Genomic DNA, 23644 nt, shown 5'->3' with positions numbered 1-23644 from the left:
CTTTGTGCGGCTAACTAACTCACAATTAAAATTTCGGAGACCTCAATGGAACTCAAAAGCATATTTAAGGTATCAGCAGTTGCCCTGGCTTTGGTATTAGTCGGTTGTGGCGGAGATATCAATATCACCCCAACAGTTAACGACAACAGTACTGTCACTAATCCACCAACAAATGGCGGAGACAACGGCGGTGACGAGAATCCTTGCGGCTCTTATGAATCAGGCAGCGATACTGTCCAGGGTACATTTGACAGCAGTAACAACATTTGTTCTTACACTGCTAACTTCGTCAGCGCAGCTAAGCCGCTGACCACCGATGTGACGTTAGAGGCAGACATTGTGCATTACTTCAGTAGTACACTGTCGGTTGGCCAGGACTGTAATACCACACAAGGTTGCACTATCGAAGCAGACGGCCCTACGCTGACTGTTGAAGCCGGCGCTACTGTCGTTTTTGATAATCCTGCATCGCGGGTACAGATTAACCGCGGCGCGAATATCGAAGCAGTTGGTACTCTGGCCAAGCCTATTACCTTTACTTCTGCCAACACTATAGAGGCACTTGACTCTGTAGGTGCCGGTCCTTCTCCGCAAGATTGGGGCGGTGTCATTATCAATGGTTTTGGTATTACTGATCAATGTTCGGATGCTGAACGTGCTGCCGGCAGCTGTAATGCCGAGAGTGAAGGGGCATCTTCTTTCTACGGTGGTAACAACAATGAAGACGACAGCGGTACGCTGCGGTTCGTTAAAATTGACTATGCTGGCGGTCTACCGGCTGGTGCTGACGTTGGTAACGACCTGAACTCGCTGTTTTTAAACTCAGTAGGTTCTGGTACTGAAATCGACTACATAAGTATTTATGCCGGGTACGACGATGGTGTCGAATTATTTGGTGGTGCAGTTAACCTGAAACACGTCGTAGTTACTGATACCCAGGACGATAGCCTGGATATCGACGCGGGTTGGCAGGGTAAGGTTCAGTATCTGTTAATTAAACACGGCACTGTTGTAAACGCAGCAGGCGAAACGCTGAACATGGGTAACGGTGGTTTCGAAGCCGATGGTCGTAAAGGCTCTTCAACTGCAGAGGCACCGGCGTCTGCCCCGCACATTGCTAACGTTACAGTGATCACTACTGATGAATTGTCGGCCCGCGACGGTGACCCTTCCATTGCTATGAAGTTAGACGATTTTATCAACGCGACGTTCTACAACATGGTGTTGAAGCAGACTTCAGGTACGCAGTCTTGGTGCGTTAACTATTCTGGTGACGCTGCCGACGAAATCGTAACAGACCGTACAGCAGTTAAAACGTCTGTTGCTGCCTGTGCCTTGCTGGCCGAGGTTGGTAAAGAGGCTGTTGCAACTGCCAGTGGCAGTACCACTGTTACCGGATGGTTTACTAATGATGGCGTGAGTGAAGTGGTAAACGGTTCTGACACCGTACTGGCAAACAATGGTTTTTCAACCTCTGCTGATGTGACCATTACACCAACGGATATGACAACTGTTGACAGCTTCTTTGAAGCAACAGACTTTATCGGTGCGGTGTCACCCAGCGACACTTCTTCAGATTGGTACAAGTGGGCCAAAGCCGCGTTTGATAACGCAAACGACGAATAACCAATTTGACCAGAGATAAATAGGCGCTTGGTGGCGCCTATTTTTCCATTAAAGTGTGGGAAAAAAATGATGATTCGATTCAGAATGAATAGAATTTCAATGGCCGTGGGGGCTTGTCTGTTGTCCGGCGCTGTGTTGGCCCAGTCACAGGAAGATACCACCATTGAAGAGGTTGTTGCCACAGGTACACGTTTGCAAGGTACTGCCACTGCGGTCATTGAAGAACGTAAAAACCAGGCGTTTGTTGCCGATATTCTTGGTGCTGAGCAAATTTCCCGTACCGGAGACTCAGATGCTGCAGCCGCACTGCGGCGGGTAACCGGGCTTACTCTGGTAGATGGTAAATTTATTTATGTACGTGGTCTGGGTGAGCGCTACTCCAGTGCCAGGCTAAATGGTGCCAGCATCCCAAGTCCGGATTTAACCCGTAATGTTATTCCGCTGGATATTTTTCCATCCAGCGTAATTGAGAGCCTGTCGGTGCAAAAGGCATTTTCTCCGAATATGCCGGCAGCATTCGGTGGCGGTAATGTAGATATCCGCACCAAGTCACTGCCAACTGAATTTACTGCCGGAATTCAGCTGGGGGTGGAAGCCGACTCGAATAATTCTGATGGTTTTACTTATGAGGGTAACCACAGCGGTACACCTTCAGCATTGCGCGATGCCATAGTACATTACCGTGGTGATTTTTCATTACGCAATATCATTGAACGCGACGGTCTGGTTACTAACGAATCAGGTACTGCTGCCGGGAAAGCCACAGCCATTAATGACGGTTTGTTAAAATCTCTGCCGCGCAATATGTCGCTCAAAGAGGAATCGCCGAACCCAAATTACTCTGTACAAGCTTATATAGGTAACAGTGTTGACGAAAAATGGCTGGGCGGTACTGTCGGCTTTTTAGCGTCAGTAGCTTATGATAATAAATGGAATTATACCGACCGTCGCAATGCTGTGGTCAGTGCCAATTTAACTGAAAATTGCTCACAGTCGCTGGAAACTGCAGACGATGTCGCCGTCAGCTGCTTTGACAGTATGGTGGATTCGCAGGTAACCACGGAGAATGAGCGCCTTAACGGGTTGTTCACAGTGGGCTACCGGCTGGACACGCACAATGTCAGCTATACCAAAATTTATATTGAAGATAATGAAGACGAGTCTGAAATTTCAATTTCACAAAACCCGTCACAAAACATCACCATTGCTGCTGATGGTGTCGCAGACTATTCGCAGAGCTTTACCTATGAAGAGCGCAAACTGGAGGTAGATCAGTTCCGCGGTCAGCATACTTTTCTGGACTACATGGGTGTGGGCGTAGACTGGCACTATACTCAGTCAGAAGCCACGACGGATATCCCGCTGCAAGCTACTTTTAACTTCAGTAACCGGTATGATGCTGATAGCAATTACCTGAATACCAGTGTCAATGGTGGTAATGGACAGGTTGAGTATGATTACGTCGACATGGACGATCATATGAAAAACTGGGGCGGAAATATTACTCTGCCCATTACAGCAGGACGCTTTGAAATTGAACTCAAAGGTGGCTGGGACTTTATCGACAGGGCCCGCTACTACACCACGTCGAGCTTCTTTGTAAATAACAGCGGTTCAGCCATTAGTGTAACAGCTAATGAAGCCGATTTATTACAGTTGCCATCCTACCTGAACGATAGCTTTATTGCTGAGCAAAGCCTGCTGGCGGTGTTTAACGAACCGGATGCACCTGAAGCTGACGACTACTTAGCAGCCCAGAAAACCGATGCGGCCTACGGCGCCTTTGATGTTATTTTTGATAACACCTGGCGGGTAAGCGGCGGTTTACGCTATGAAGCCTTTAAGCAAGTTGCACTTGAAACCTCAAGCCTGATTTTTACGCCTGAAGATCAGGATGTTTTCTTCAATCCTGACAATATTAAGGCCAGAACCATCGATACTGATGACTTGTTCCCGGCGTTAAGCTTTACCTATATCGGCGGTGATGACTATCAGGTACGGTTTGGCTACGGCGAAACAGTCGTAAGGCCGGATTTACGTGAAGTGGTGCCGGTAGGTTACTTTGACCCTCTGACTGATATCCGTACTACGGGTAATACTCAATTGGTGTCCAGTAGCCTGAAGAACTACGACTTGCGGTATGAGCTTTATGGCGAAATGGGTAACAACCTGGCGTTATCTTTGTTCTACAAAGATATTACTAACCCCATTGAAACCATACTGCGGGTTGGCGATTCCAGCTATACCGCTGGTTTTACCAATGGTACGCAAGCCGAATTGTATGGTCTTGAAGCTGAATGGTTGTATGACCTGAGTTGGGCTATAGATGGCTTCTTTACATCCGGTAACATTACCTTAAGTGATTCTGAAGTGGAAATCGCCGCTTCTGACGCGGGTAGTTTAACCAACACCAGCAAACGCATGAACGGCCACTCTAAGTACGTAACCAACTTCCAGCTGGGTTATGACTCGGCAAATGGCGATCATAGTGCGTCACTGATATATAATGTGTTTGGTGAGCGGATCATAGCATCCGGTATTAATGGACGTGAAGATGCTTATGAGCAACCCTTCCATTCATTAGATATGGTGTATTCGTACTATCTGGACTTTAACAGCACGATTAAGTTGCGGGTGCGCAACTTGTTGGGTGAAGACCAGCAAGTTAGCCAGGATGGTGTAACGGTACGAAGTCGTACTGTGGGTACTACCTTCCAGCTAAGTTTTAAGTATGATTTTTAAATATACTCAGGGTTGGCTCCAGCCTTAGTAACTACAAACCCCGGCCTTAAAAGCCGGGGTTTTATTTTAACGCGACTTTCCTTCGCGCAGCAGAAATTTAGGGCGCATTTCCATGTTTTATCGCCCTGCTAAATGATATTTTCATAAAAATGTCATAATTTGCAGTGATACTGTTAATGTTAATAAAAGTAAACAGTTAACCAATACGGCCTGGGGCCGCTATTTAATGTGGTGATAACAATGGCAAGAAAGATCCTGGTGGTGGAAGATGAAGCCCCGATCCGTGATATGTTGTGTTTTGTACTGGAACAAAATGGTTATCAGGCGACGACAGCTGAAGATTATGATTCAGCTATTAATGCCCTGGTAGAGCCCTACCCGGATTTAGTGCTGCTGGATTGGATGTTGCCCGGCGGCAGCGGCATTCAGATCGCTAAAAAAATGAAGCAACATGAGCTGACCCGCAATATTCCGATCATTATGATCACCGCCCGTGGCGAGGAAGAAGACAAAGTACGCGGGCTGGAAGTTGGCGCCGACGACTATGTTACCAAGCCGTTTTCACCGAAAGAGCTGATGGCACGCATTAAAGCGGTGATCCGTCGCGTAGCGCCGACCAGCCTGGATGAAGTTATCGAAGTGCAGGGCTTAAAACTGGACCCGGTGTCGCACCGTGTTATGGCAGAGGAGCAGGCGCTGGACATGGGGCCAACTGAATTTCGTTTACTGCATTTCTTTATGACCCACCCGGAGCGGGTGTACAGCCGCGAGCAGTTACTCGACCACGTATGGGGCACTAATGTGTATGTGGAAGACCGTACTGTTGATGTGCATATCCGCCGTTTACGCAAGGCGATTTCTATCGCCGGCCATGATAGATTAGTACAAACTGTGCGGGGCTCCGGCTACCGTTTCTCTGCCAAGTAAGGTTATCAAGCGCCGCTATGCGTCAGCTGTTATCAAAAAGGAAGGTGTATACCAGACTCTTCCTTTTTTACTGTTTTATTGCTCTGGTTGGCCTGATCTCGAACAGCTTGCTGCTGGCACTGCTGATATTCACTATTGCGCTGTTGCTATGGCATTACCATCATTTGTTTTTAATGGACAAATGGCTGTGGCGTGACCGTAAGTTATCGCCGCCAATCAGTGAAGGTATATGGGGCCACTTATTCGAAGGTATTTACTATTTACAGCGGCGTGACCGGCGTAAAAGGCGCGAACTGCGCAACGTAGTGCGGCGTTTCCGTGACGGCGCAGAAGCCCTGCCTGAAGCGGTAGTGGTAATGCACCGCGACTGGAGCATTATCTGGAGCAACAAGCTGGCGCAAATTTTGGTGGGGCTGCACTGGCCGGGCGATGAAGGGCAGCGGCTGGATAACCTGATCCGTCATCCTGATTTCCTGCAGTATCTTAAAACAGCTAAATTTGAGCTGCCGATAGAGCTGCCCTCGCCGGTAAACGATCAGCTTACGCTGGAGTTTAATATTATGGCGTATGGCGTAGAGCAGTATTTGCTGATTGTACGCGACATTACCCAGTTAAAGCAGTTAGAGCAAATTCGCAAAGACTTTGTCGCCAACGTCTCGCACGAGCTGCGCACTCCGCTTACTGTACTGCAGGGTTACCTGGAAGTGATGGACGACGAACACTTGCCGGATAAAGCCATGTGGAAAAAAGCCCACAATGTAATGCTGGACCAAACCAAACGGATGGATGCGCTGGTGCAGCAACTGCTGACATTATCGCGTATTGAAGCCTCAGCGCGGGTGCAGTTTGACGATGAGGTGGACGTACCGGCTATGCTGGCGCAACTGGAGCAGGAGGCGCAAACCGTTAACCGCGATAAGCAGCATAAGCTGGTGTTCGATATCGACCCGCAGTTGACTGTCACCGGAGTAACCGAAGAGCTGCGCAGTGCTTTTTCAAACCTGGTGATCAACGCCATTAAGTACACGCAAAATGGCGGTGATATTTATGTCAGTTGGCAGCGGCAACACTTAAAAGCAGTATTTTCTGTCAATGATAACGGTCCGGGCATAGCGCCACAGCATGTAAAACGCTTAACCGAGCGCTTTTACCGTGTAGACGAAGCCCGCGCCCGTAATACCGGTGGCACCGGGCTGGGTCTGGCTATTGTTAAACATGTGCTGTCGCGGCATAACAGCCGGCTGATGATCTTCAGTGAGCCTGGCAAAGGCAGCAGTTTCTCCTTTACCCTGCCACCTGAATTGGTGCATGGCAACAATGCGGATATAAAAAAGAAGCGTAACAGTAAACCGGTTTAGCCGCAGTCTGCCGCCAATAAAACCATTGTCACAATTTGGCCCTATAGTTATAGTCTGTAGCTAAGTAAGCGATTACATAAATAAGCCATGGAATTGGCAAGGCCTGAAAACATGAACAACGTACTGAAAACGCTGGTATTGCTGTTGGCTTTGGCCGGCAGCGCTATAGGCTGCGCAGAGCCGGCGCCAACTATTAATGTGGGTATTTACTATCCGCAAGTGCCGCCTTACATGTACAAGTCTGACACGACCAACACAGTACGCGGTGTTATTCCCGAATTGCTCAATCAGTTTTTCTCGGCCAACCATATTCATGTCAATTACATTGAAGACAACCGCCAGCGTGCCGAGCTTAAGTTGTATGACGGCGAAATAGGTATGATGGTGCTGGCCGAGAAATGGAGCAAGCATCCGGAAAAAGCGCTGTACAGCAGCGCAGTAATAACCCACCGTGATTTTATCTACACTATGCAACCGCAAAAGTTACAGGCACTCGATGCCTTGAAAAACAGCACTATTTGTTTGCGCCGGCATTATGTTTACACCGGCCTGACGGAGGCGTTAGACAGTGGCAGGTTGCTGCGGCTGGATACAGATAGTGAGTTTGACCAAATGAATATGCTGGTTAACGGCCGCTGTGATTTTGCCTACCTAAACGAGCACGTCGCCCAGTGGTTAAAACTGCACCAGTTTGCTGATGCCGAGCTATACCGCTCGGATTACGTGGTGGACGAAACCGGTATGACACTGGCGTTATCATTGCAGTGGCAGTCGTTGCTGCCTAAGCTAAATATCTTTTTGCAGCAAGCGAAAGAGTCCGGCCTGACGGAAACTTTGTTACAGCAACATATTAATGGTTCCGTCGCCAGCCAATAAGCAAGGCAGACAGTAACTGCGTGGGATCAATCTGCAGTAAAGTAGCTTTGTCAGCGGCCACGTTAATTGCCGGTTAACTTACGCTGCTTTATATCTGTGTTATGAAAATAAAACGCTATTTACTGCTATTACCGGCGCTGTTACTGATAGCCGGCTTTGCAATGCCTGAGCGGATCAGTATGCCTGTAGCCGGCGCTGTTCAGCGCGACTGGCACCCCGATTCTTTCTGGTATGAACCCTGGGGCAGCTCTGGTGTGCACAAAGGTATCGATATTTTCGCTCACAAGGGTACTGCCGTAACCAGCACTACAACCGGCATAGTGTTATATCAGGGCGAAATTGCCAAGGGCGGTAAGGTAGTATTGGTGCTGGGGCCGAAATGGCGGCTGCATTATTTCTCTCACCTTAACAACATAAATGTCACCGGTTTTACGGCGGTAAGGTCGGGTGAGGTTATTGGGTCAGTAGGCGACAGCGGCAATGCCAAAGGAAAGCCGCCACATTTACATTATTCTATCGTCAGGCTAATTCCCGCGCCCCTGGCGATAGACGGTAGCAGCCAGGGTTATAAAAAGATGTTTTATATTGACCCCGGTAATTATCTGGTTGGCAAATAACAGTAAGCAGTTTCAGCATTAGTGTTTATTTATAACGGTAGCCATTTACAGCATGTCGACGTACTTACTATAGTGCTGCGACGACCTGGTGCCGGAAGCAATCCACATGATGATCATTCACCATACCGCAAGCCTGCATATGGGCGTAAATAATGGTTGAGCCGACAAATTTAAAGCCGCGCTTTTTTAAGTCTTTGCTAAAGGCGTCAGACTCGGGGCTGGTAGCGCGGTAATCTTCAGGCCCGGCTATGCTGTTTTGCTGCGGTTTACCGCCGACAAACTGCCATTGATAGTCACTGAAGCTGCCAAACTCGGCTTGCACCTCCAGAAAACGTGCCGCGTTGTTAATCGCGGCCGCCACTTTTAAGCGGTTACGGATAATGCCGGGGTTTTGCAGTAATTCTGCCGCTTTAGCCTCGTCAAAAGCCGCCACTTTCACCGGGTCAAAGTTAGCAAAGGCTTCGCGATAGCTGTCGCGTTTTTTCAGTACCGTGTACCAACTCAGGCCGGCCTGAGCTGCTTCTAAGGTTAAAAACTCAAACAGCTTGTTATCGTCATACACCGGCACGCCCCATTCGGTGTCATGGTAGGCGACATAGTCGGGTTTGGTTAAGTCGACCCAGTGGCAGCGGCACGGTGTATTCATCTGCTTAGTCCTTTTGTGCCGGCGCGGGTGCCTGCGCCAGATAATCCAATGCCAGGCCGGTTAATGCCCGTACGCCGTTAACTAAAGCGTCTTCATTAACATCAAACATCGGTGAGTGGTTAGGCGGTACTTCGCTTAACGGTTTGCCTGCAGGTGAAATGCCGAGAAAGAAAAACACCCCGGGAATTTGCTGCTGGTAAAACGAGAAGTCTTCGGCGCCGGTAATCGGTTTTATCGGTGCTACGCCTTTATCGCCTGCGGCCCACTTAAGGCTTGGCATCGCCCAGTCGGTCAGCGCCGGGTCATTCCAGGTAACGGCGGCAAAGTTATGCACATGAAAATCGGCTTCGGCGCCGCTGGCTTTGGCAATATGCTCGCTGGTGTGTGCCATGCGGGCAATTAAATCTTCGCGCATTTCGCTGTCAAAGGTGCGAATGGTGCCTTCCAGTTTTACGTCATCCGGAATAATGTTCCAGCGAATACCACCATGCACCTGACCAAACGATACCACCGCCGGCGCTTTGGTGACATCAATCTGCCGTGCCGGTATCAGGTTTATAGCGTTAATCAGCTGACCGGTAACGTTTATCGGGTCGATACCGCGCCACGGGCTGGAGCCATGCACCTGCTTACCTTTAACGGTTATTTGAAAGCTGTCGGCCGCAGCCATAATACCTTCGGTTTTCACCTGCAGCTGACCGGGTTCGCCGGGCCAAACATGCAGGCCAAAAATAGCTGATGGGGTAGGGTTGGCAAATAAGCCTTCGGCCAGCATCATTTTTGCGCCGCCTTCTTCGCCGGCCGGTGGGCCTTCTTCTGCGGGCTGAAATACAAACATAATAGTACCGGTAATATCGGCGCGTTGTTTGGCCAGCACTTCGGCTGCACCCATCAACATAGCAACATGCGCATCGTGGCCGCAGGCGTGCATTACACCGGTTTGCTGGCCGTTAAACTCACTAACTACTTTTGACGCAAAGGCTAAACCGGTTTGCTCGGTGACCGGCAGCGCATCCATATCGGCGCGCAGTGCTACCACCGGGCCGGGTTTGCCGCCTGTTAAAATACCGACCACGCCGGTATGGGCGATGCCGGTGCGCACTTCCAGCCCGAGTTTTTTCAAATGCGCTGCTACCTTAGCTGCGGTGCGCACTTCGCGGTTCGACAATTCGGGGTGCTGGTGAATATCACGGCGCCAGCTAATCACTTTGGGCATAACCTGCTCAATTTGCTTACTGAGCTCTGGCCGTGACTCGGCCAGTGCGTCGGGCGTGCATAACAGTGGCAATAAAGTCAGGCTTAATAGTGACCAGCGCATAGGAACTCCATCATTTTTCTATAGTGTTACTACCTTAAGCGCTGCGCCGGTAAAAGCCAAGAGCTGATGTTAAATCGGCAGTTTATGCGTAAATTGCTGCTGGTAAAGTGGCCTGAGCTTAGGTAATGTCGGACCAGTTGCAAACGCTGAGGCCAAACACACCCTAATGCAATTACATATTCTCAAGGGCTATATACAGAACATTTATCTGGTGCAGGATACGGCCGGCTTATTGCTGCTGGATGGCTGTAGCCGGGCAGATATTGCCACAGTATGTGAGTATATTCAGCAGCAATTAGGTATGCCGTTAACGGCGCTTAAACTGATTATGGTGACGCATATGCACCCGGACCACGCCGGCGGGGCGCATAAACTCAGGCGCTTAACCGGTGCCCGCATTGCCTGCCACCCCAAAGCGCCACGCTGGTATTCGGGCTTGCTTGGCCGCACAGCGCATATAATCGATGTTAGCTTAACCTGGTGGGTAGCCAACCGTTTGGGTAAACCAAAGCGGCATATCTGGTACACGCCGATATTAAAACCCGATCTGTTACTGCAAGATGAGCAATACTTGCCCGATTTCCCTGACTGGCAGGTGCTTTATACGCCGGGCCATACTGACCATGATTTGTCGTTGTGGCATGTACCTACTAAGCAGCTGTATATTGCCGATTTAATCGTGTCGGTTAAAAAGCGGCTGGTACCGCCTTATCCGGTGTGTCACCCGAATCAATATAAGCAATCATTGCAGCGGGTTAACCGCCTTGAACCCAGTCAGCTGTATTTTGCTCATCTGCCACCGCGAGACGGCGGCAGTATTAACTTTGAAGCCATTTTGGCCCAGGCTCCGACGTTGCCGAAAAATCACTGGCACTCAATGCGCAACCGCATTGCACATGCGCTGGGCCGGCAAAGCCGCTCGCATTGAAGTACGATTAGGTTCACCGTCGGTTAGCTGTGGTTAGTTGGCTGGTTTTCTGAACTTCAATACCATCTGGTTTACTTCGCCAATGGCAATATACCTGGCTTTATCTTTTTCACCGCCGGCCAGGGTGGGAGGTAAAGACCAGATCCCCGCCGGGTGGTCGGCGCTATCTTGCGGGTTAAGCAGCATATCGCTGCGCGCTTCAAAGCTAAAACCGGCTTGTTTGGCCAGATCTAACCATAACTGCTCCGGCACATAACCTGACTCTTTCCAGTTTGTATCCAGCAAGTGATCCGGTAAGCGCGGTGCCACTACGCCCAGCACGCCACCGGGTTTAAGCGCCCGATAAAAGTTGGCTAAAGCATGTTTTAATGAGGTTTCGCCGTCAAAGATATAAAATTGATTGCGGATAGACAGCACCACATCAGCACTGGCTGGCGGTGCAATATCGATACCGGCCAGTGGGGCAAACTCAGTTACAGTGACATTTTTATACACAGGGTGTGCTGCCAGTTTGGCGCTATAGTCTGCGCGGCCTTTTTGCATATAGTCAGCGGGCAATAAGCTGAACTTATCAGAGAAATGCGCGGCATACAGCTTGCCTTGTTCCGCCAACAGCGGTGCCAATACTTCGGTGTACCAGCCTGACCCCGGCCATATTTCCACCACGGTACTTTGTGGTGTTACCTCGAAAAATGTTAGCGTTTGCTCAGGCTTGCGTGCAGTATCGCGCAGTTTATTGGCGTCGGTGCGGGCTTCATGTTGCAACGCCTGGCTAATATCCGCGCGGGCAATAAAGCAAGCGCTGCTTGCCAGTAGTAACAAACTTACATTCAAGAGTTTAGTGAGCATCAGCAGATCCTGTAGTGGTGCGTATTTATTCGGGAAGTGGTTAGAAGGTAACCCTAAAATTCTGTTTTTAAAAGTGATTTAACGGGTTAATCCGCTGACGTTTGTATTGATTAGCCATATTGATAAGGCGGCACTGCCACAACATTAAGTGTGGCAGCTTTGTACAAATGGTACTTTTGCTGATGGCTAAACAAAAAGCCCGGCGAGTGCCGGGCTTGGTAACCTTAATGTCCCATTAACTTTTCGACATCGGGCCGGTTGTGAATAGCAAATTTATCCACCAGGGTCGCGCTGGCTTCGTTCAGGCCAAGTAGTTCTACTTCGGTACCTTCGCGGCGGAATTTAATCATCACCTTATCCAGCGAGCTGATGGCGGTAATATCCCAAAAATGCGCTTTGCTGACATCAATGGTGACTTTTTCTACTGCGTCTTTAAAGTCAAAAGCAGCAACAAACTGTTCGCCGGAGCTGAAAAACACCTGGCCAACCACGTTATAAGTGCGCTGGTGGCCATCTTTTGACAAGCTGGAGCCGATATATAAAATTTGGCCAACTTTATTGGCAAAAAACAGTGCGCTTAACAGCACGCCGACTAGTACGCCGTAGGCGAGGTTATGGGTAAATACCACCACGATAACAGTGGCAATCATTACCACAGAGGAGCTTTTCGGATTTTTGCTGAGATCTTTTACCGATGACCAGCTAAAGGTGCCGATAGATACCATAATCATTACCGCCACCAGTGCGGCCATTGGGATCATACCCACCCAGTTGTCGAGAAATACCACCATCACCAGCAACAATGAACCGGCCAATAAGGCGGATAGCCGCGTACGGCCACCGGATTTAACGTTGATAACTGACTGGCCAATCATGGCGCAGCCGGCCATACCGCCAATTAAACCTGAACCAATGTTCGCCACACCCTGGCCAACGCATTCGCGGTTTTTATTGCTGCTGGTATCGGTTAAATCATCGACGATAGTCGCGGTCATCAAGGATTCTAAAATACCCACTACTGCCAGTGCTAATGCATAAGGGAAGATAATTTGCAGTGTTGCAAAGTTTAGCGGCACGTCCGGCCAGAGGAAAATCGGCAGACTGTCCGGCAACTCGCCCATATCGGCTACAGTGCGGATATCCAGCTTGAAATACACGGCGATGGCCGTCAGCGCCACGATACACACCAGCGGCGAAGGGATTTTTTTCGTCACATACGGAAACAGATAAATAATCGCCAGGCCCAATGCTGTCATACCGTACACAGTAACGCTGCCATAGGTGCCGCTTAATTCCGGCAGTTGCGCCATAAAAATCAGGATGGCTAAGGCATTGACAAAGCCGGTCACCACAGAGCGCGAGACAAAGCGCATTAAATCGCCCAGTTTAAACAGGCCAAACACAATTTGAATTACGCCGGTGAGTAAGGTGGCAGCGAGCAGATATTCCAGACCATGCTGTTTCACCAGAGTGATCATCAACAGCGCCATAGCGCCGGTGGCGGCGGATATCATGCCCGGTCTGGCACCGGCAAAGGAGATAATGACACATATGGCGAAAGAGGCGTACAGGCCGACTTTAGGGTCTACACCGGCAATAATCGAAAAGGCAATGGCCTCAGGAATAAGCGCAAGTGCTACGACAATGGCTGATAACACATCACCCCGAACGTTAGACAGCCAGTTTTGTTTAATTGATGTGATTAGCATTGGTTGAAATATCGTCAGCTAAAAAGGGCGCGCAGTATACCGGTATAAGGCCTGTATTGCCAGACGATAAGCCGTCAGGCCGGTACAACGTCTGTTAAACCCGGACAGTCGAGCACAAAGGCGATTTTTTTCAGCGCCTTTTGTTCCTGCAGTAAATCGGCCGCCAGCAGGCTTTGTTTGCTTAACCAGTCGGTTGATAAATCCAGTTGCAGCGCCTGCATATCGGCAATAACACTAAACTGTGGCAAAAAATCATCGCGGCGTTTTTGGTTTAACAGCACGGCTAAACGCAGCAATACTAACAGATGTACTACCTGCGACAGTTGGTACAGGCTAAAGGCCGGCATTTCTTCCAGCCGGATTTTACGCCGGTGAAAGCGTACCAGGGTAGCAATAAGCTGCTGCTGCTCCTGGTTAAAGCCCGGCAAGTTAGCACTTTGCAGAATATACGCCGAGTGCTTTTGCACCCCGGACGAGTTAATGTGCAGGCCAACCTCGTATAGCGTGGCAGCCCAACCCAGCAACATGGCGTCTTCATCAGTTAAGTGCCATTTGCTGCGCACCTGGCTAAATAACATCAACGCGGTATCACTTACCCTTGCCGCTTGCGCCATATCAACATCATAGCGCCGTTGCATACTGGCTACGCTGTGCTCGCGGATATCCAGATGCTGCAGCCGGTCGCTCATTTCGTACAGTACGCCTTCACGCAGCGCGGCATCAATATAGATAAGTTGGTCTATTTGCAGTAGCTGAAAGGCGGCAATTAAAATAGCCAGACCGGAGCAAATCAATAACTTGCGATCATCGGTTAAACCGGGCAAGTCCAGCTGATAGCTGTTTTCCTGCTCGATTAAATGCTGTTTTAACGCCAGCAGATGTTCCAATTCCAGTGCATTATGGCTCAGGCCCATGCCGGTAATAATATCGCGGATGGTTTTTACTGTGCCAGAGGTGCCAACGGCTTGTTGCCAACCGGCGGCTTTAAAGCTGCTGACAATAGGTTCCAGCTCTTGTTCAGCCTGCAAAATGGCACGGTTAAAGCGCTTTTCGCTGATGCGGCCTTGCGGGAAGTGCTGCAGCGCATAGCTGACACAACCCATATTACGGCTGCTTAGCCGCAGTGGCTGTAAGCCCTCGCCAATGGCAAATTCGGTGCTGCCACCGCCAATATCCAGCACCAGCCGCCGACCACTGAAGTGCTCAAAATGTGCCACCCCCTGGTAAATAAAGCGCGCTTCTTCCTGGCCGGAGATCACTTCTATCGGAAACGGGAATACGGCTTTAGCGCGGCGTAAAAAGGTGGCGGAATTGCGCGCGCGGCGCAGGGTGTAAGTGGCAATAACCCGCACCGAGTGCGGTGCAAACGGCGTTAGGGTATCGGCAAACTGCGCCAATACCGTTAAACCACGCTCTATGGCTTCTTCACTTAACACCAGTTGCTCGTTTAAACCTTCGGCCAGCTGCACTTTTTGTTTTTCGCGGTGCAGCAGCTGAATGTCACCGTCTACTACCCGGGCGATAACCATATGGAAGGAGTTTGAGCCCAGGTCAACCGCAGCCATATAGGCTTGGTTGTCCGGGCGCTCTGGTGCAGGTGAAATATCGTTCATTAAGTCTCGGCGTCGTTGTGCAGCCCCTGCTGACGGGCGAAATAATCGTAGATCTGTTGCTGTGAACGGATGCTGCGTTTATTGCCGCGTTTTACATAGGCGTTGCTTTGTCTGGCATCAATAATACGTGCCTTTACATTGTCCCGCCACTGAATATCCAGCGTATCTAATATTTGCTGCTTTAAACGTATATCGTAAATAGGTACGCCTACCTCCACCCGTTGGTCGATATTACGTGTCATCCAGTCGGCTGAAGACAGGTATAAATCGGTCTCGCCGCCGTTATGGAACACGTAAACCCGCGCGTGCTCTAAAAAACGGTCCAGCACCGAAATCACTTTAATATTCTGGCTTTTGCCGGCAAGCCCGGGCACCAGTGAGCACATACCGCGCACTATAATACGAATTTTCACTCCGGCCTGGCTGGCACGGTACAGCTGGTTAACAATTTCCTGATCAACCAGGTTATTCACCTTAAGGAAAATTTCAGCTTTGCGGCCGCTGATAGCAAAATCGGTTTCGCGCTGGATCAGTGCCAGTAAACGCGGCCGGCTCCAGGTAGGGGAAACGATCAAATGGTTAAACTGATACGGCCGGTAGCTGTATTCAATAAACTCAAACACCTGATCAATTTCAGCGGTAATTTCCTGATGGCAGGTAAACAGGCTCATATCGGTATAAATACGCGCGGTTTTTTCGTTAAAGTTACCGGTACCTATATGGCCATAGTGCACCGGTTTGCCTTTTTCCAGCCGGCTGATCAGGCACAACTTGGAGTGAATTTTCAGCGTGGTTAAGCCAAACACCACCTGAATGCCGGCTTCGGTCATTTTACGTGCCCAGTTGATGTTGTTCTCTTCATCAAAACGCGCTTTCAGCTCTACTACCACGGTAACTTTTTTGCCGTTGCGCACCGCATCCAACAAGGAGTGGATCACGCGCGAATGTTTCGCCACGCGGTACATGGTCATTTTAATGTGGGTAACTTTGGGGTCGAACGATGCCTGGCGTACCCATTCGGTAAAGTAACCAAAATTGTGGTACGGGTAATACAACAAAATATCACCGGCACGAATGGCATCAAAGCTGGTAGTGTGTTGCTCAAAGTCAGGGCTTTTCAGCGGCGGCATGGCCGGAAACTCCAGGCTTTGATGGCCGATATTAGGAAAGCCGATAAAGTCTTTAAAGTTGCGGTAGCGGCTGCCCGGGATCAGCGAGTCTACCGAGCTGGTACCCAGTTGTTTACTCAGCACTTTGAGCATTTGCTCCGGCATTGCCGCATCGTATACCAGCCGCACCGGCTCGGATTTTAAGCGTTGGCGAATACCCTTCGACATTTTATCAATCAGGCTTTGGTCCAGGGTGTCACTGATATTGTATTCGGCGTCGCGCGTTAGTTTTAATGAATAAGCCTGAATATGATCAAACTCGAAGAAACCGGCGAATAAGTCGGCAGCGCAGTGCACTATCACATCGTCCAGCAGTAATATTTGCCTGCGGTAGTGGCCGTTTTTCTTGCGGGTATTCAAATGCAGCGGCAATTCGATAAAGCGCGACAGCTCGTTGGTCGGTACCTGCACTATGGCGTATTGCGGCTTGCCGCTGCCGGTCATTTCCACCATCAGGTAGGTGGTATTGTCTTCCAGTGCTTTGGGCAGGCTGACTTCTTCGCCGGATAAAATCATCGGTGATATGTGTTTTATCACCTCATCGCGAAAGTAGCTTTTAACCCAGCCGGATTGCAGCTCGCCCAGCTTAAAGTTGTCGATAAGCTCGATATTGTGTTTACGCAGCTCCAGCTGAATATCCAGATAAATGGCATTAAAGCGAGCGCCCAGTTGCAGTACCTGCTGCTGAATTTCCTGCAGCAGCTCTTCGGCATCTTCCTGTTCATCTGATTGATATTTTTTCAGTAAAATGCGCCGCTTAACATCAGCTACCCGGACGCGGAAAAACTCATCCATATTATTGGAATAGATACCGAGAAAGCGTAAGCGCTCTATCGGCGGGTTGCGCTCATCTGCCGCTTCCTGCAACACGCGGCCGTTAAAGGCTAACCAGCTGAGTTCACGCGGGTAGGTGGGGAATTCCAGAGTAGTATCTGTATGTTGCATGGTCCAGCTCCTGACTACGACTGGGCTTACTCTATGGCATTTTTATGACAAAATGGTGAAAGCCGCGGCCGGCGCAACAAAATGCTGCTACCGGCAGCGTATTTTGGGTTAATGTTCGGTTTCTACATCCACTACAATATCAGTGGCAATAGCTTCCAGAGCTTTAACCACTTCATCACGGCTGACACTGGCTGGTAATTCCACAGTAGCAATAGCGTTAAATAGCGGCACTCCCCAGTTCGGTGCGCTTTGTTTGTTGCTTTCAAAATGCACTATATTGGTACCTTTGTGTTTAATCACCGAGGAAAGTTCACGCACTATGCCAGGCCGGTCATTGCCGGTAATAACAAATTTCAGGTGTTGCTGCGCATTTAAGCTGGCGGCGATGCCGTGCTGAATTTTAATGTCTAAATCGGTAATTTGCTCAAGTGCTGCGGTCAGCGCCGGCAAATCCTGTTCGGCTACTTCTACTTGCAAAATGCCGGCAAAGTAACCGGCCAAATGGCTGAGGTTACTGGCCATCCAGTTGCCGTTGTGCTCGCTGACTACAGTGGCCAGTTTTTCGACTAAACCAGCTTTATCTTTACCTATTAATGTAAGTACTAACTGCTTCATTCAATTTATTCCTGTCATACCTGAAGTAAAAGTAACAGCGGACATTAATGCCACAGCCGGCTAAAAGGTTATTAACACTAGCAGAGTGTAGCTGTTGCCGAAAAGTTTTAAAATGTACCGTTAACATTAATTGTAAATTTAATGGCTTAGCCAATAGTCATTGCCGGCTGAATTTTGCCCAGTGTAAGCACAGCAACAAAAATTTAGCCCTTGTTAGTGGCCACTGCGCTGGTATGACGCCCGGCTTTCTGCCTATACTTAGCGCATCAGAACCGGCCTGTGCCGGTAGCTCGTATCAGCAGACAGCCAACGAAACGGAGCCGGCAGTGGATAAGCTCAATTTAAGTAAACATATTTCCAGTTCTTTTAACGAAGAAATTAACGAAGTGCGCAATCATGTGATGGCGATGGGCGGCTTGATTGAGCAACAGTTAAATAATGCACTGATGGCGATAGCCAATGCCGATGCTGAACTGGCTCAGTTGGTTATCGATACCGATTTAAAAGTAAATGACTGGGAGCTGCAAATTGATAAAGAGTGCACCAGCATTATTGTTAAACGCCAACCGGCGGCCAGTGATTTACGCTTAATAATGGCTATCATGAAAACCATCGCCGATTTAGAGCGCATAGGCGATGAAACCCGGCGTATTGCCCGGGTGGCGCTGGAGTCGTTTAACAGTGAGCAGCAGGATTTATTGGTAAATCTCGACAATTTAGGCCGCCATGTCGGCCAGATGCTGCATGATGTGTTAGATGCGTTCGCCCGTATGGATGTGGAAACCGCGCTGTTAGTGCATAAAGAAGATAAGAAAGTTGACCGCGAGTATGAAGCCATTACGCGGCAATTAATGACTTACATGATTGAAGATCCGCGCTCTATTCCTAAGGTAATGAACGTGCTGTGGTCGGCCCGTTCGCTGGAGCGAATCGGCGATCGTTGTAAGAATTTGGCCGAATACATTATTTTCTTTGTTAAAGGCAAGGTAGTACGTCATAGCAGTGCCGAGCAGCTGGAGCAGGAAGCACGTAGCTGATTTGGCGGTATTTTTTTATAGCTTACGCACGCCCTGACCAGGCTTTTGTTCAGGGCGTTTTCATTTAGCATTCATTTTTCGTTTTTCATGCGCTTTGAATGCCGTTACAATGCGCGCCGACTGTCGTCAAACCAACTTACGGGGTCAGGCTATGCCAGCTAGTACTTTTTTATCCGTGTTTGCCAAATCACCGATTAAACCGATAGAAGAACATATTCGCAAGGTGCATCAGGCCAGCGAGTTGTTGCTACCGTTTTTCGATGCGGTGTATCAACAAAATTGGCAACTTGCGGCAGATGTCCGTAAAAATATCGTCGCGTTGGAAAAAGAAGCCGACAAATTAAAACGTGAAATCCGTATCAACCTGCCGCGTGGCCTGTTTTTGCCGGTCGACCGCACCGATATTCTGGAGCTGGTTTCGCAGCAAGACAAAATCGCTAATAAAACTAAAGATATTACCGGCCGTGTGTTGGGGCGCGAGTTGTTGATCCCGCAGAACCTGCAGGCAGATTTTAAAACTTATGTGCAACGCTGTATTGACGCTACTGCGTTAGCCAGTGAAGTGATTAATGAACTGGACGAACTGCTGGAAACCGGTTTCCGTGGTCGTGAAGTTGACCTGGTGATCAAGATGGTAGAACAACTGGATACCATCGAAGGTGACACCGATGAAATGCAGATTAAATTGCGTAAAGCCTTACGTTTGGCAGAACAAGAACTTAACCCGATAGATGTGATGTTTTTATACCGCACACTGGAGTGGGTTGGTGACCTGGCCGATGTAGCGCTTAAGGTTGGTTCACGTCTCGAAATTATGCTCGCCCGTTAATTTTAAAAGGTTTCCCTGATGGATATTCTACAATCATACGGTTTAATTCTGGTTATTATCGCCGCCGTATTCGGTTTTATGATGGCCTATGGTGTCGGTGCAAATGATGTTGCCAATGCTATGGGTACCTCAGTTGGTTCTAAAGCGCTGACGATTAAACAAGCCATTTTTATTGCCGCTATATTTGAATTTGCCGGTGCTTACTTAGCCGGCGGCTCGGTTACCTCTACCATTCGCGGCGGTATTACCGATGCGTCTTTCTTTGTCGATGCGCCGGAGCTGATGGTGTACGGCATGATAGCGGCATTGTTGGCGGCAGCAACCTGGCTAATCGTGGCGTCTTACTTTGGCTGGCCGGTATCTACTACGCATTCTATTGTTGGTGCCATTATCGGTTTTGCTGCAGTGGGCGTAGGTATGGACGCCGTGCACTGGGACAAAGTCGGCGGTATTGTCGGTAGCTGGGTGGTGACGCCGATGTTGGCTGGCGTGCTGGCTTATATGTTCTTTATGAGTGCGCAGAAATTAATTTTTGATACCGATGCACCACTGGCCAATGCGAAAAAGTATGTGCCGTTTTATATGGCCTTTGCAGCCTTTATGATGACTTTGGTTACTGTACAAAAAGGCTTAAAACACATTGGTTTACACCTGACCACTGCAGACGGTTATTATATTTCTATCGCCATTGCGGTGGTTATCGGCGCCATTGGTAAAGTGGTGATCAGTAAGTTGAAGTTTGACCCTGCGGCCGATAAGAAAATGCAGTTTAATAATGTTGAGCGTATCTTCGGTGTGTTAATGATCACTACTGCTTGTTGTATGGCCTTTGCCCACGGTTCAAACGATGTGGCCAACGCCATTGGGCCTTTGGCCGCGGTGGTGAGTGTGGTGAGCAGTGGTGGAGAGATTGCCAGTAAAGCTCAGTTAGCCTGGTGGATATTACCCTTAGGTGGCATTGGTATTGTAATCGGCCTGGCCACTTTGGGCGCGCGGGTTATTCAGACTGTTGGTACGGCTATTACGCATTTAACGCCAAGCCGTGGCTTTGCTGCTGAATTGTCTGCTGCTTCCACTGTGGTTATTGCCTCCGGCGCCGGTTTGCCTATCTCTACCACACAAACCCTGGTAGGTGCGGTATTAGGTGTTGGTCTGGCCCGCGGTATAGCTGCACTGAATTTAGGTGTCGTGCGCAACATCTTTATCTCGTGGATCATTACCTTGCCGGTAGGTGCCGGGTTGGCAATTATATTCTTCTATATTCTTAAAGCCATTTTCAGCGTCTGATAACGCTACAAGGTTAAAAGCAAAAAAAGCCCTCGGTTAACGAGGGCTTTTTTATAGTTTGCTGTTAGTGCTTAAATACGGCTTACGGCTGGTATTCGCTTACCAGGGTTAAGCCGCTTACAGCGCGGAAGGCATATAGTGACAGATGCCAAACACCAGCTTGAGGGTTGTTAATAACGCAGGTTTCGCTGTTACCGTTTTTATTCGGCCGGCAATCATAGTTGGCGCTGGTAGGCTGGCTGCCATGCTTGATGTATAAGTCAGCGTCACCGCGGCCACCGCTGATCTCAACGGTTAACTGCGCCATACCTTCCGGTACCTCCAGCGTGTAATGTTGCCAGGCACGGCGGGCTATAGTGATATCGGTAATGGTTTCACCACCGGCATCCGGTAAGTCCGGTGCGGTAAAACTGCCGGTCAGGTTCACTTCAGCAAAGTCGGTATAACCGATTAACTTGACATAGTAAGTGCCTGCCTGCACCGGGTCGATAGCACAGCTTTCATCATTACCAAACTCATAAGGCCGGCAATCCCAGTCTGATGCGCTTGGCTCAGCGCCAAACTTGACATACATATCCGCATCACCGCTACCGCCATTCATTACAAACGACAGGTCGCTGGCGCCGGCCGGCACAGCTAAGCTGTACAGCAGTTCTTCACCACCGCTACCGGCGATGCCGGACATGGTTTCACCGTTGCTTAGTTCTGTTGTTGTTGGCGGCGGTGGCGGCTCAATATCATCACCTTCACAGCCAAATTCGGCCAGATAATCTACTGCAGCTTTGGTTTGCACTAAACCGTGGCCGTAAGAGGTATCGCGGCCCGGTGCACCCAGGTCTGTTGCGGTGGCCGCTAAGGCACTGCGAATTTGTGCATTGCTGCAATCCGGGTAGTGGCTCCATACCAGCGCCGCTACGCCGGCAACATGCGGAGAGGCCATAGAGGTACCATCCATCAGGCCATAATTGGCTGCACCGGCAAACAGGCTGGCATCGCTGCCCAATTGTGCCAGTAACAGCTGGCCATCTTCCTGCGATAAGCTGACTGCAGCAATGGTGGTAGTAGGGGCGTCACCTAAAGTGCCGCTAAAGTTACCCGGTTCATTGTTATAGATAATGGCGCCAATACCGCCGCCGGCCTGACAAGATTCAACTTTCAGGCCAAAAGCCACTTCACCGCGTTCAATTAAACAAATCTTGTCGGCAACGTCTGTACAGGTTTCCAAACCTAAACCACAACCGGCCAACTCTGCGGTGAAATCTGCCGTACCGGAGCCCGTCATCGGGTTTACGCTATAAGCAGTGGCATTGACCGTTAAGGTGGCGTCCAGTGCAGTGCCGGTTGGGTAGGTTGAGCGTACCGCTACACCCGGGCCTGCCAGCTCTACCTGAGTATTACGCTGCGAGAAATCAGCGTGGGTTTGAGTGTCATCTACGGCGGCAACCGATACTACAGAATCATAAGATGCCGGGTAAGATAATGCCGTGTTACCGTCGTTACCGGCAGCAGCGATCAGCAGTACGCCGGCGTCATAGGCGGCTTGCATGGCATTACTTTCGGTGATGTTAGAACCGGCACCACCCAGACTCATATTAATTACCGTAGAGCCATTTTGCACACAGGTATCAACCGCTTGCGCCAAAGTAGAGGAGTAGCCCCAACCATCGTCATTAAACACTTTAACAATATGCAGTTTTACATTACCGTTGGGCAACACACCCACAACGCCAACGTCGTTGTTCAATGCCGCAATAGTACCGGCTACGTGGGTGCCATGCGGGCCGCCGGCGTCAAACCAGTTACCGGTGCCAATGTCATTAGTGCCGCTGATATTGGCATCGTTAAAATCTTCATGCGGTAAACCCAGGCCTGAATCGATAACACAAACTGTTTGGTTCGAGGCAAACTGGTCGCTGACCAGGTCTGCCTGCACCATGGTATAGCCGTAAGGTACTTGTTGCGACATGGGAAAACGCGGTAAATCACGCTCAACATATTCTACCGTCGGATCGGCCTTTAAGGCTTTAACCGTGTCAGGGCTAAGCTCTGCTGCAATAGCGTTACGCTTGGCCAATACATGGTGAATACGTGCGCCCTGACGGCTTAAACGTTCGCTGTTACCGGCCAATGCTGATAACGAAACGTCTTTTGCCACCTTACTGCGGCTTAACAGCGGATCTTTGCTAAGATTACTGTCTTTATATTTAACAATATAGCGCTCGCTGGCGGCTTGCTCAGCGGCTAAGCGCACAGCGTCTGCCGGGGCGGCTATAGCGCTGCTGACGGCAGCCGCTAAGATGCTGACACCAGCCAATAATAATGTGTTATGTGTTCCGGACATGTTCACCCTCCAGGTGATTGTTATAGTTTTCAGATGCATACCCGATACAGCGCGGACCGCATAACTCGCAAGCGGGAGGTCATTTAATTAAATGAAATGTCTACAGCAACAGCCTGCAAGTGCTGAAAGAGGGACGCAGAGTAGCAGGCCTAAAACAATTCAGTTATTACGCTATAACAAAAGAAATTTTTATTCAAACTTCAATTTACATA

The 23644-nt window shown here is 49.5% G+C and carries 18 protein-coding genes; 10 read left to right on the top strand and 8 right to left on the bottom strand.

Translation table 11 applies throughout. The features are described 5' to 3' along the window. Nucleotides 1–45 precede the first annotated feature (45 nt). From HRH59_RS12140 to HRH59_RS12115, 6 genes are all read left to right on the top strand, one after another. Nucleotides 46–1626: a hypothetical protein gene (locus HRH59_RS12140; protein ID WP_173501536.1), complete on the top strand. Its 1581-nt coding sequence runs from the start codon at nucleotides 46–48 to the stop codon at nucleotides 1624–1626. Between the two features lie 84 nt (nucleotides 1627–1710). Beyond that, nucleotides 1711–4368, top strand: a complete 2658-nt coding sequence (locus HRH59_RS12135; RefSeq protein WP_218573508.1) for a TonB-dependent receptor plug domain-containing protein — start codon at nucleotides 1711–1713, stop codon at nucleotides 4366–4368. A gap of 240 nt (nucleotides 4369–4608) precedes the next feature. After that, nucleotides 4609–5295, top strand: coding sequence for a phosphate regulon transcriptional regulator PhoB (phoB, locus tag HRH59_RS12130; protein WP_173501534.1), 687 nt, complete (start codon nucleotides 4609–4611; stop codon nucleotides 5293–5295). Between the two features lie 17 nt (nucleotides 5296–5312). Continuing rightward, the gene (phoR, locus tag HRH59_RS12125) at nucleotides 5313–6653 is read left to right on the top strand and encodes a phosphate regulon sensor histidine kinase PhoR (RefSeq protein WP_173501533.1); all 1341 of its coding nucleotides are present in this window, start codon (nucleotides 5313–5315) and stop codon (nucleotides 6651–6653) included. Between the two features lie 111 nt (nucleotides 6654–6764). Beyond that, entirely contained in the window at nucleotides 6765–7529 is a 765-nt protein-coding gene (locus HRH59_RS12120) for a substrate-binding periplasmic protein (RefSeq protein WP_173501532.1), read from the top strand. A gap of 101 nt (nucleotides 7530–7630) precedes the next feature. After that, a complete protein-coding gene (locus tag HRH59_RS12115; protein ID WP_173501531.1) occupies nucleotides 7631–8146 on the top strand; it encodes a M23 family metallopeptidase in 516 nt (171 codons plus the stop codon). Between the two features lie 67 nt (nucleotides 8147–8213). Here HRH59_RS12115 and HRH59_RS12110 read toward each other — a convergent pair whose 3' ends face one another. Beyond that, nucleotides 8214–8792, bottom strand: a complete 579-nt coding sequence (locus tag HRH59_RS12110) for a DNA-3-methyladenine glycosylase I (RefSeq protein WP_173501530.1) — start codon at nucleotides 8790–8792, stop codon at nucleotides 8214–8216. Nucleotides 8793–8796: 4 nt separating this feature from the next. Continuing rightward, entirely contained in the window at nucleotides 8797–10110 is a 1314-nt protein-coding gene (locus tag HRH59_RS12105) for an amidohydrolase (protein WP_173501529.1), read from the bottom strand. 166 nt (nucleotides 10111–10276) lie between these two features. Here HRH59_RS12105 and HRH59_RS12100 point away from each other — a divergent pair, with 166 nt between their 5' ends. Beyond that, entirely contained in the window at nucleotides 10277–11038 is a 762-nt protein-coding gene (locus tag HRH59_RS12100) for an MBL fold metallo-hydrolase (protein WP_173501528.1), read from the top strand. 33 nt (nucleotides 11039–11071) lie between these two features. Here the strand turns inward: HRH59_RS12100 and HRH59_RS12095 are convergent, their stop codons facing one another. The 5 genes from HRH59_RS12095 to HRH59_RS12075 all read right to left on the bottom strand — a co-directional run bounded on the left by HRH59_RS12095 (nucleotide 11072) and on the right by HRH59_RS12075 (nucleotide 17938). Next, nucleotides 11072–11887 (bottom strand): class I SAM-dependent methyltransferase, encoded by an 816-nt coding sequence (locus HRH59_RS12095; protein ID WP_173501527.1) that lies wholly within the window; start codon nucleotides 11885–11887, stop codon nucleotides 11072–11074. A gap of 224 nt (nucleotides 11888–12111) precedes the next feature. Further along, the gene (locus tag HRH59_RS12090; RefSeq protein ID WP_173501526.1) at nucleotides 12112–13596 is read right to left on the bottom strand and encodes a SulP family inorganic anion transporter; all 1485 of its coding nucleotides are present in this window, start codon (nucleotides 13594–13596) and stop codon (nucleotides 12112–12114) included. 74 nt (nucleotides 13597–13670) lie between these two features. Then, nucleotides 13671–15209: a Ppx/GppA phosphatase family protein gene (locus HRH59_RS12085; protein ID WP_218573507.1), complete on the bottom strand. Its 1539-nt coding sequence runs from the start codon at nucleotides 15207–15209 to the stop codon at nucleotides 13671–13673. Further along, a complete protein-coding gene (gene ppk1, locus HRH59_RS12080) occupies nucleotides 15209–17323 on the bottom strand; it encodes a polyphosphate kinase 1 (RefSeq protein WP_173501525.1) in 2115 nt (704 codons plus the stop codon). The genes HRH59_RS12085 and ppk1 overlap by 1 nt, the downstream gene beginning before the upstream one ends. A gap of 108 nt (nucleotides 17324–17431) precedes the next feature. Continuing rightward, the gene (locus HRH59_RS12075) at nucleotides 17432–17938 is read right to left on the bottom strand and encodes a glycine cleavage system protein R (protein WP_173501524.1); all 507 of its coding nucleotides are present in this window, start codon (nucleotides 17936–17938) and stop codon (nucleotides 17432–17434) included. Nucleotides 17939–18264: 326 nt separating this feature from the next. Here HRH59_RS12075 and phoU point away from each other — a divergent pair, with 326 nt between their 5' ends. From phoU to HRH59_RS12060, 3 genes are all read left to right on the top strand, one after another. Then, nucleotides 18265–18975, top strand: a complete 711-nt coding sequence (phoU, locus tag HRH59_RS12070; protein WP_331460176.1) for a phosphate signaling complex protein PhoU — start codon at nucleotides 18265–18267, stop codon at nucleotides 18973–18975. 151 nt (nucleotides 18976–19126) lie between these two features. Next, nucleotides 19127–19804 carry a TIGR00153 family protein gene (locus HRH59_RS12065; protein WP_173501522.1) on the top strand — a complete coding sequence of 226 codons (678 nt, stop codon included), beginning with the start codon at nucleotides 19127–19129 and terminating at the stop codon, nucleotides 19802–19804. Between the two features lie 18 nt (nucleotides 19805–19822). Next, on the top strand, nucleotides 19823–21091 hold the full coding sequence (locus HRH59_RS12060) for an inorganic phosphate transporter (RefSeq protein ID WP_173501521.1): 1269 nt from the start codon (nucleotides 19823–19825) through the stop codon (nucleotides 21089–21091). Between the two features lie 82 nt (nucleotides 21092–21173). Here the strand turns inward: HRH59_RS12060 and HRH59_RS12055 are convergent, their stop codons facing one another. After that, nucleotides 21174–23432: a S8 family serine peptidase gene (locus tag HRH59_RS12055; RefSeq protein ID WP_173501520.1), complete on the bottom strand. Its 2259-nt coding sequence runs from the start codon at nucleotides 23430–23432 to the stop codon at nucleotides 21174–21176. Nucleotides 23433–23644 lie beyond the last annotated feature (212 nt).

Origin of the sequence: Rheinheimera lutimaris (assembly GCF_013283795.1) — a bacterium.
Classification (GTDB): Bacteria; Pseudomonadota; Gammaproteobacteria; order Enterobacterales; family Alteromonadaceae; genus Alishewanella; species Alishewanella lutimaris.
The sequence above is the reverse complement of the archived record's forward strand: the minus strand, read 5'-3'. Positions and strand labels throughout refer to the sequence as shown.

Excerpts from the sequence above, each read along its gene's own strand:
- HRH59_RS12090 (WP_173501526.1), bottom strand. The coding sequence starts at position 13,596 with ATGCTAATCACATCAATTAAACAAAACTGGCTGTCTAACGTTCGGGGT.
- HRH59_RS12110 (WP_173501530.1), bottom strand. The coding sequence starts at position 8,792 with ATGAATACACCGTGCCGCTGCCACTGGGTCGACTTAACCAAACCCGAC.
- phoR (WP_173501533.1), top strand. The coding sequence starts at position 5,313 with ATGCGTCAGCTGTTATCAAAAAGGAAGGTGTATACCAGACTCTTCCTT.
- HRH59_RS12100 (WP_173501528.1), top strand. The coding sequence starts at position 10,277 with ATGCAATTACATATTCTCAAGGGCTATATACAGAACATTTATCTGGTG.
- HRH59_RS12105 (WP_173501529.1), bottom strand. The coding sequence starts at position 10,110 with ATGCGCTGGTCACTATTAAGCCTGACTTTATTGCCACTGTTATGCACG.
- phoB (WP_173501534.1), top strand. The coding sequence starts at position 4,609 with ATGGCAAGAAAGATCCTGGTGGTGGAAGATGAAGCCCCGATCCGTGAT.
- HRH59_RS12075 (WP_173501524.1), bottom strand. The coding sequence starts at position 17,938 with ATGAAGCAGTTAGTACTTACATTAATAGGTAAAGATAAAGCTGGTTTA.
- HRH59_RS12120 (WP_173501532.1), top strand. The coding sequence starts at position 6,765 with ATGAACAACGTACTGAAAACGCTGGTATTGCTGTTGGCTTTGGCCGGC.
- HRH59_RS12140 (WP_173501536.1), top strand. The coding sequence starts at position 46 with ATGGAACTCAAAAGCATATTTAAGGTATCAGCAGTTGCCCTGGCTTTG.
- HRH59_RS12055 (WP_173501520.1), bottom strand. The coding sequence starts at position 23,432 with ATGTCCGGAACACATAACACATTATTATTGGCTGGTGTCAGCATCTTA.
- HRH59_RS12095 (WP_173501527.1), bottom strand. The coding sequence starts at position 11,887 with ATGCTCACTAAACTCTTGAATGTAAGTTTGTTACTACTGGCAAGCAGC.
- HRH59_RS12085 (WP_218573507.1), bottom strand. The coding sequence starts at position 15,209 with ATGAACGATATTTCACCTGCACCAGAGCGCCCGGACAACCAAGCCTAT.
- HRH59_RS12115 (WP_173501531.1), top strand. The coding sequence starts at position 7,631 with ATGAAAATAAAACGCTATTTACTGCTATTACCGGCGCTGTTACTGATA.
- ppk1 (WP_173501525.1), bottom strand. The coding sequence starts at position 17,323 with ATGCAACATACAGATACTACTCTGGAATTCCCCACCTACCCGCGTGAA.
- HRH59_RS12135 (WP_218573508.1), top strand. The coding sequence starts at position 1,711 with ATGAATAGAATTTCAATGGCCGTGGGGGCTTGTCTGTTGTCCGGCGCT.
- HRH59_RS12060 (WP_173501521.1), top strand. The coding sequence starts at position 19,823 with ATGGATATTCTACAATCATACGGTTTAATTCTGGTTATTATCGCCGCC.
- HRH59_RS12065 (WP_173501522.1), top strand. The coding sequence starts at position 19,127 with ATGCCAGCTAGTACTTTTTTATCCGTGTTTGCCAAATCACCGATTAAA.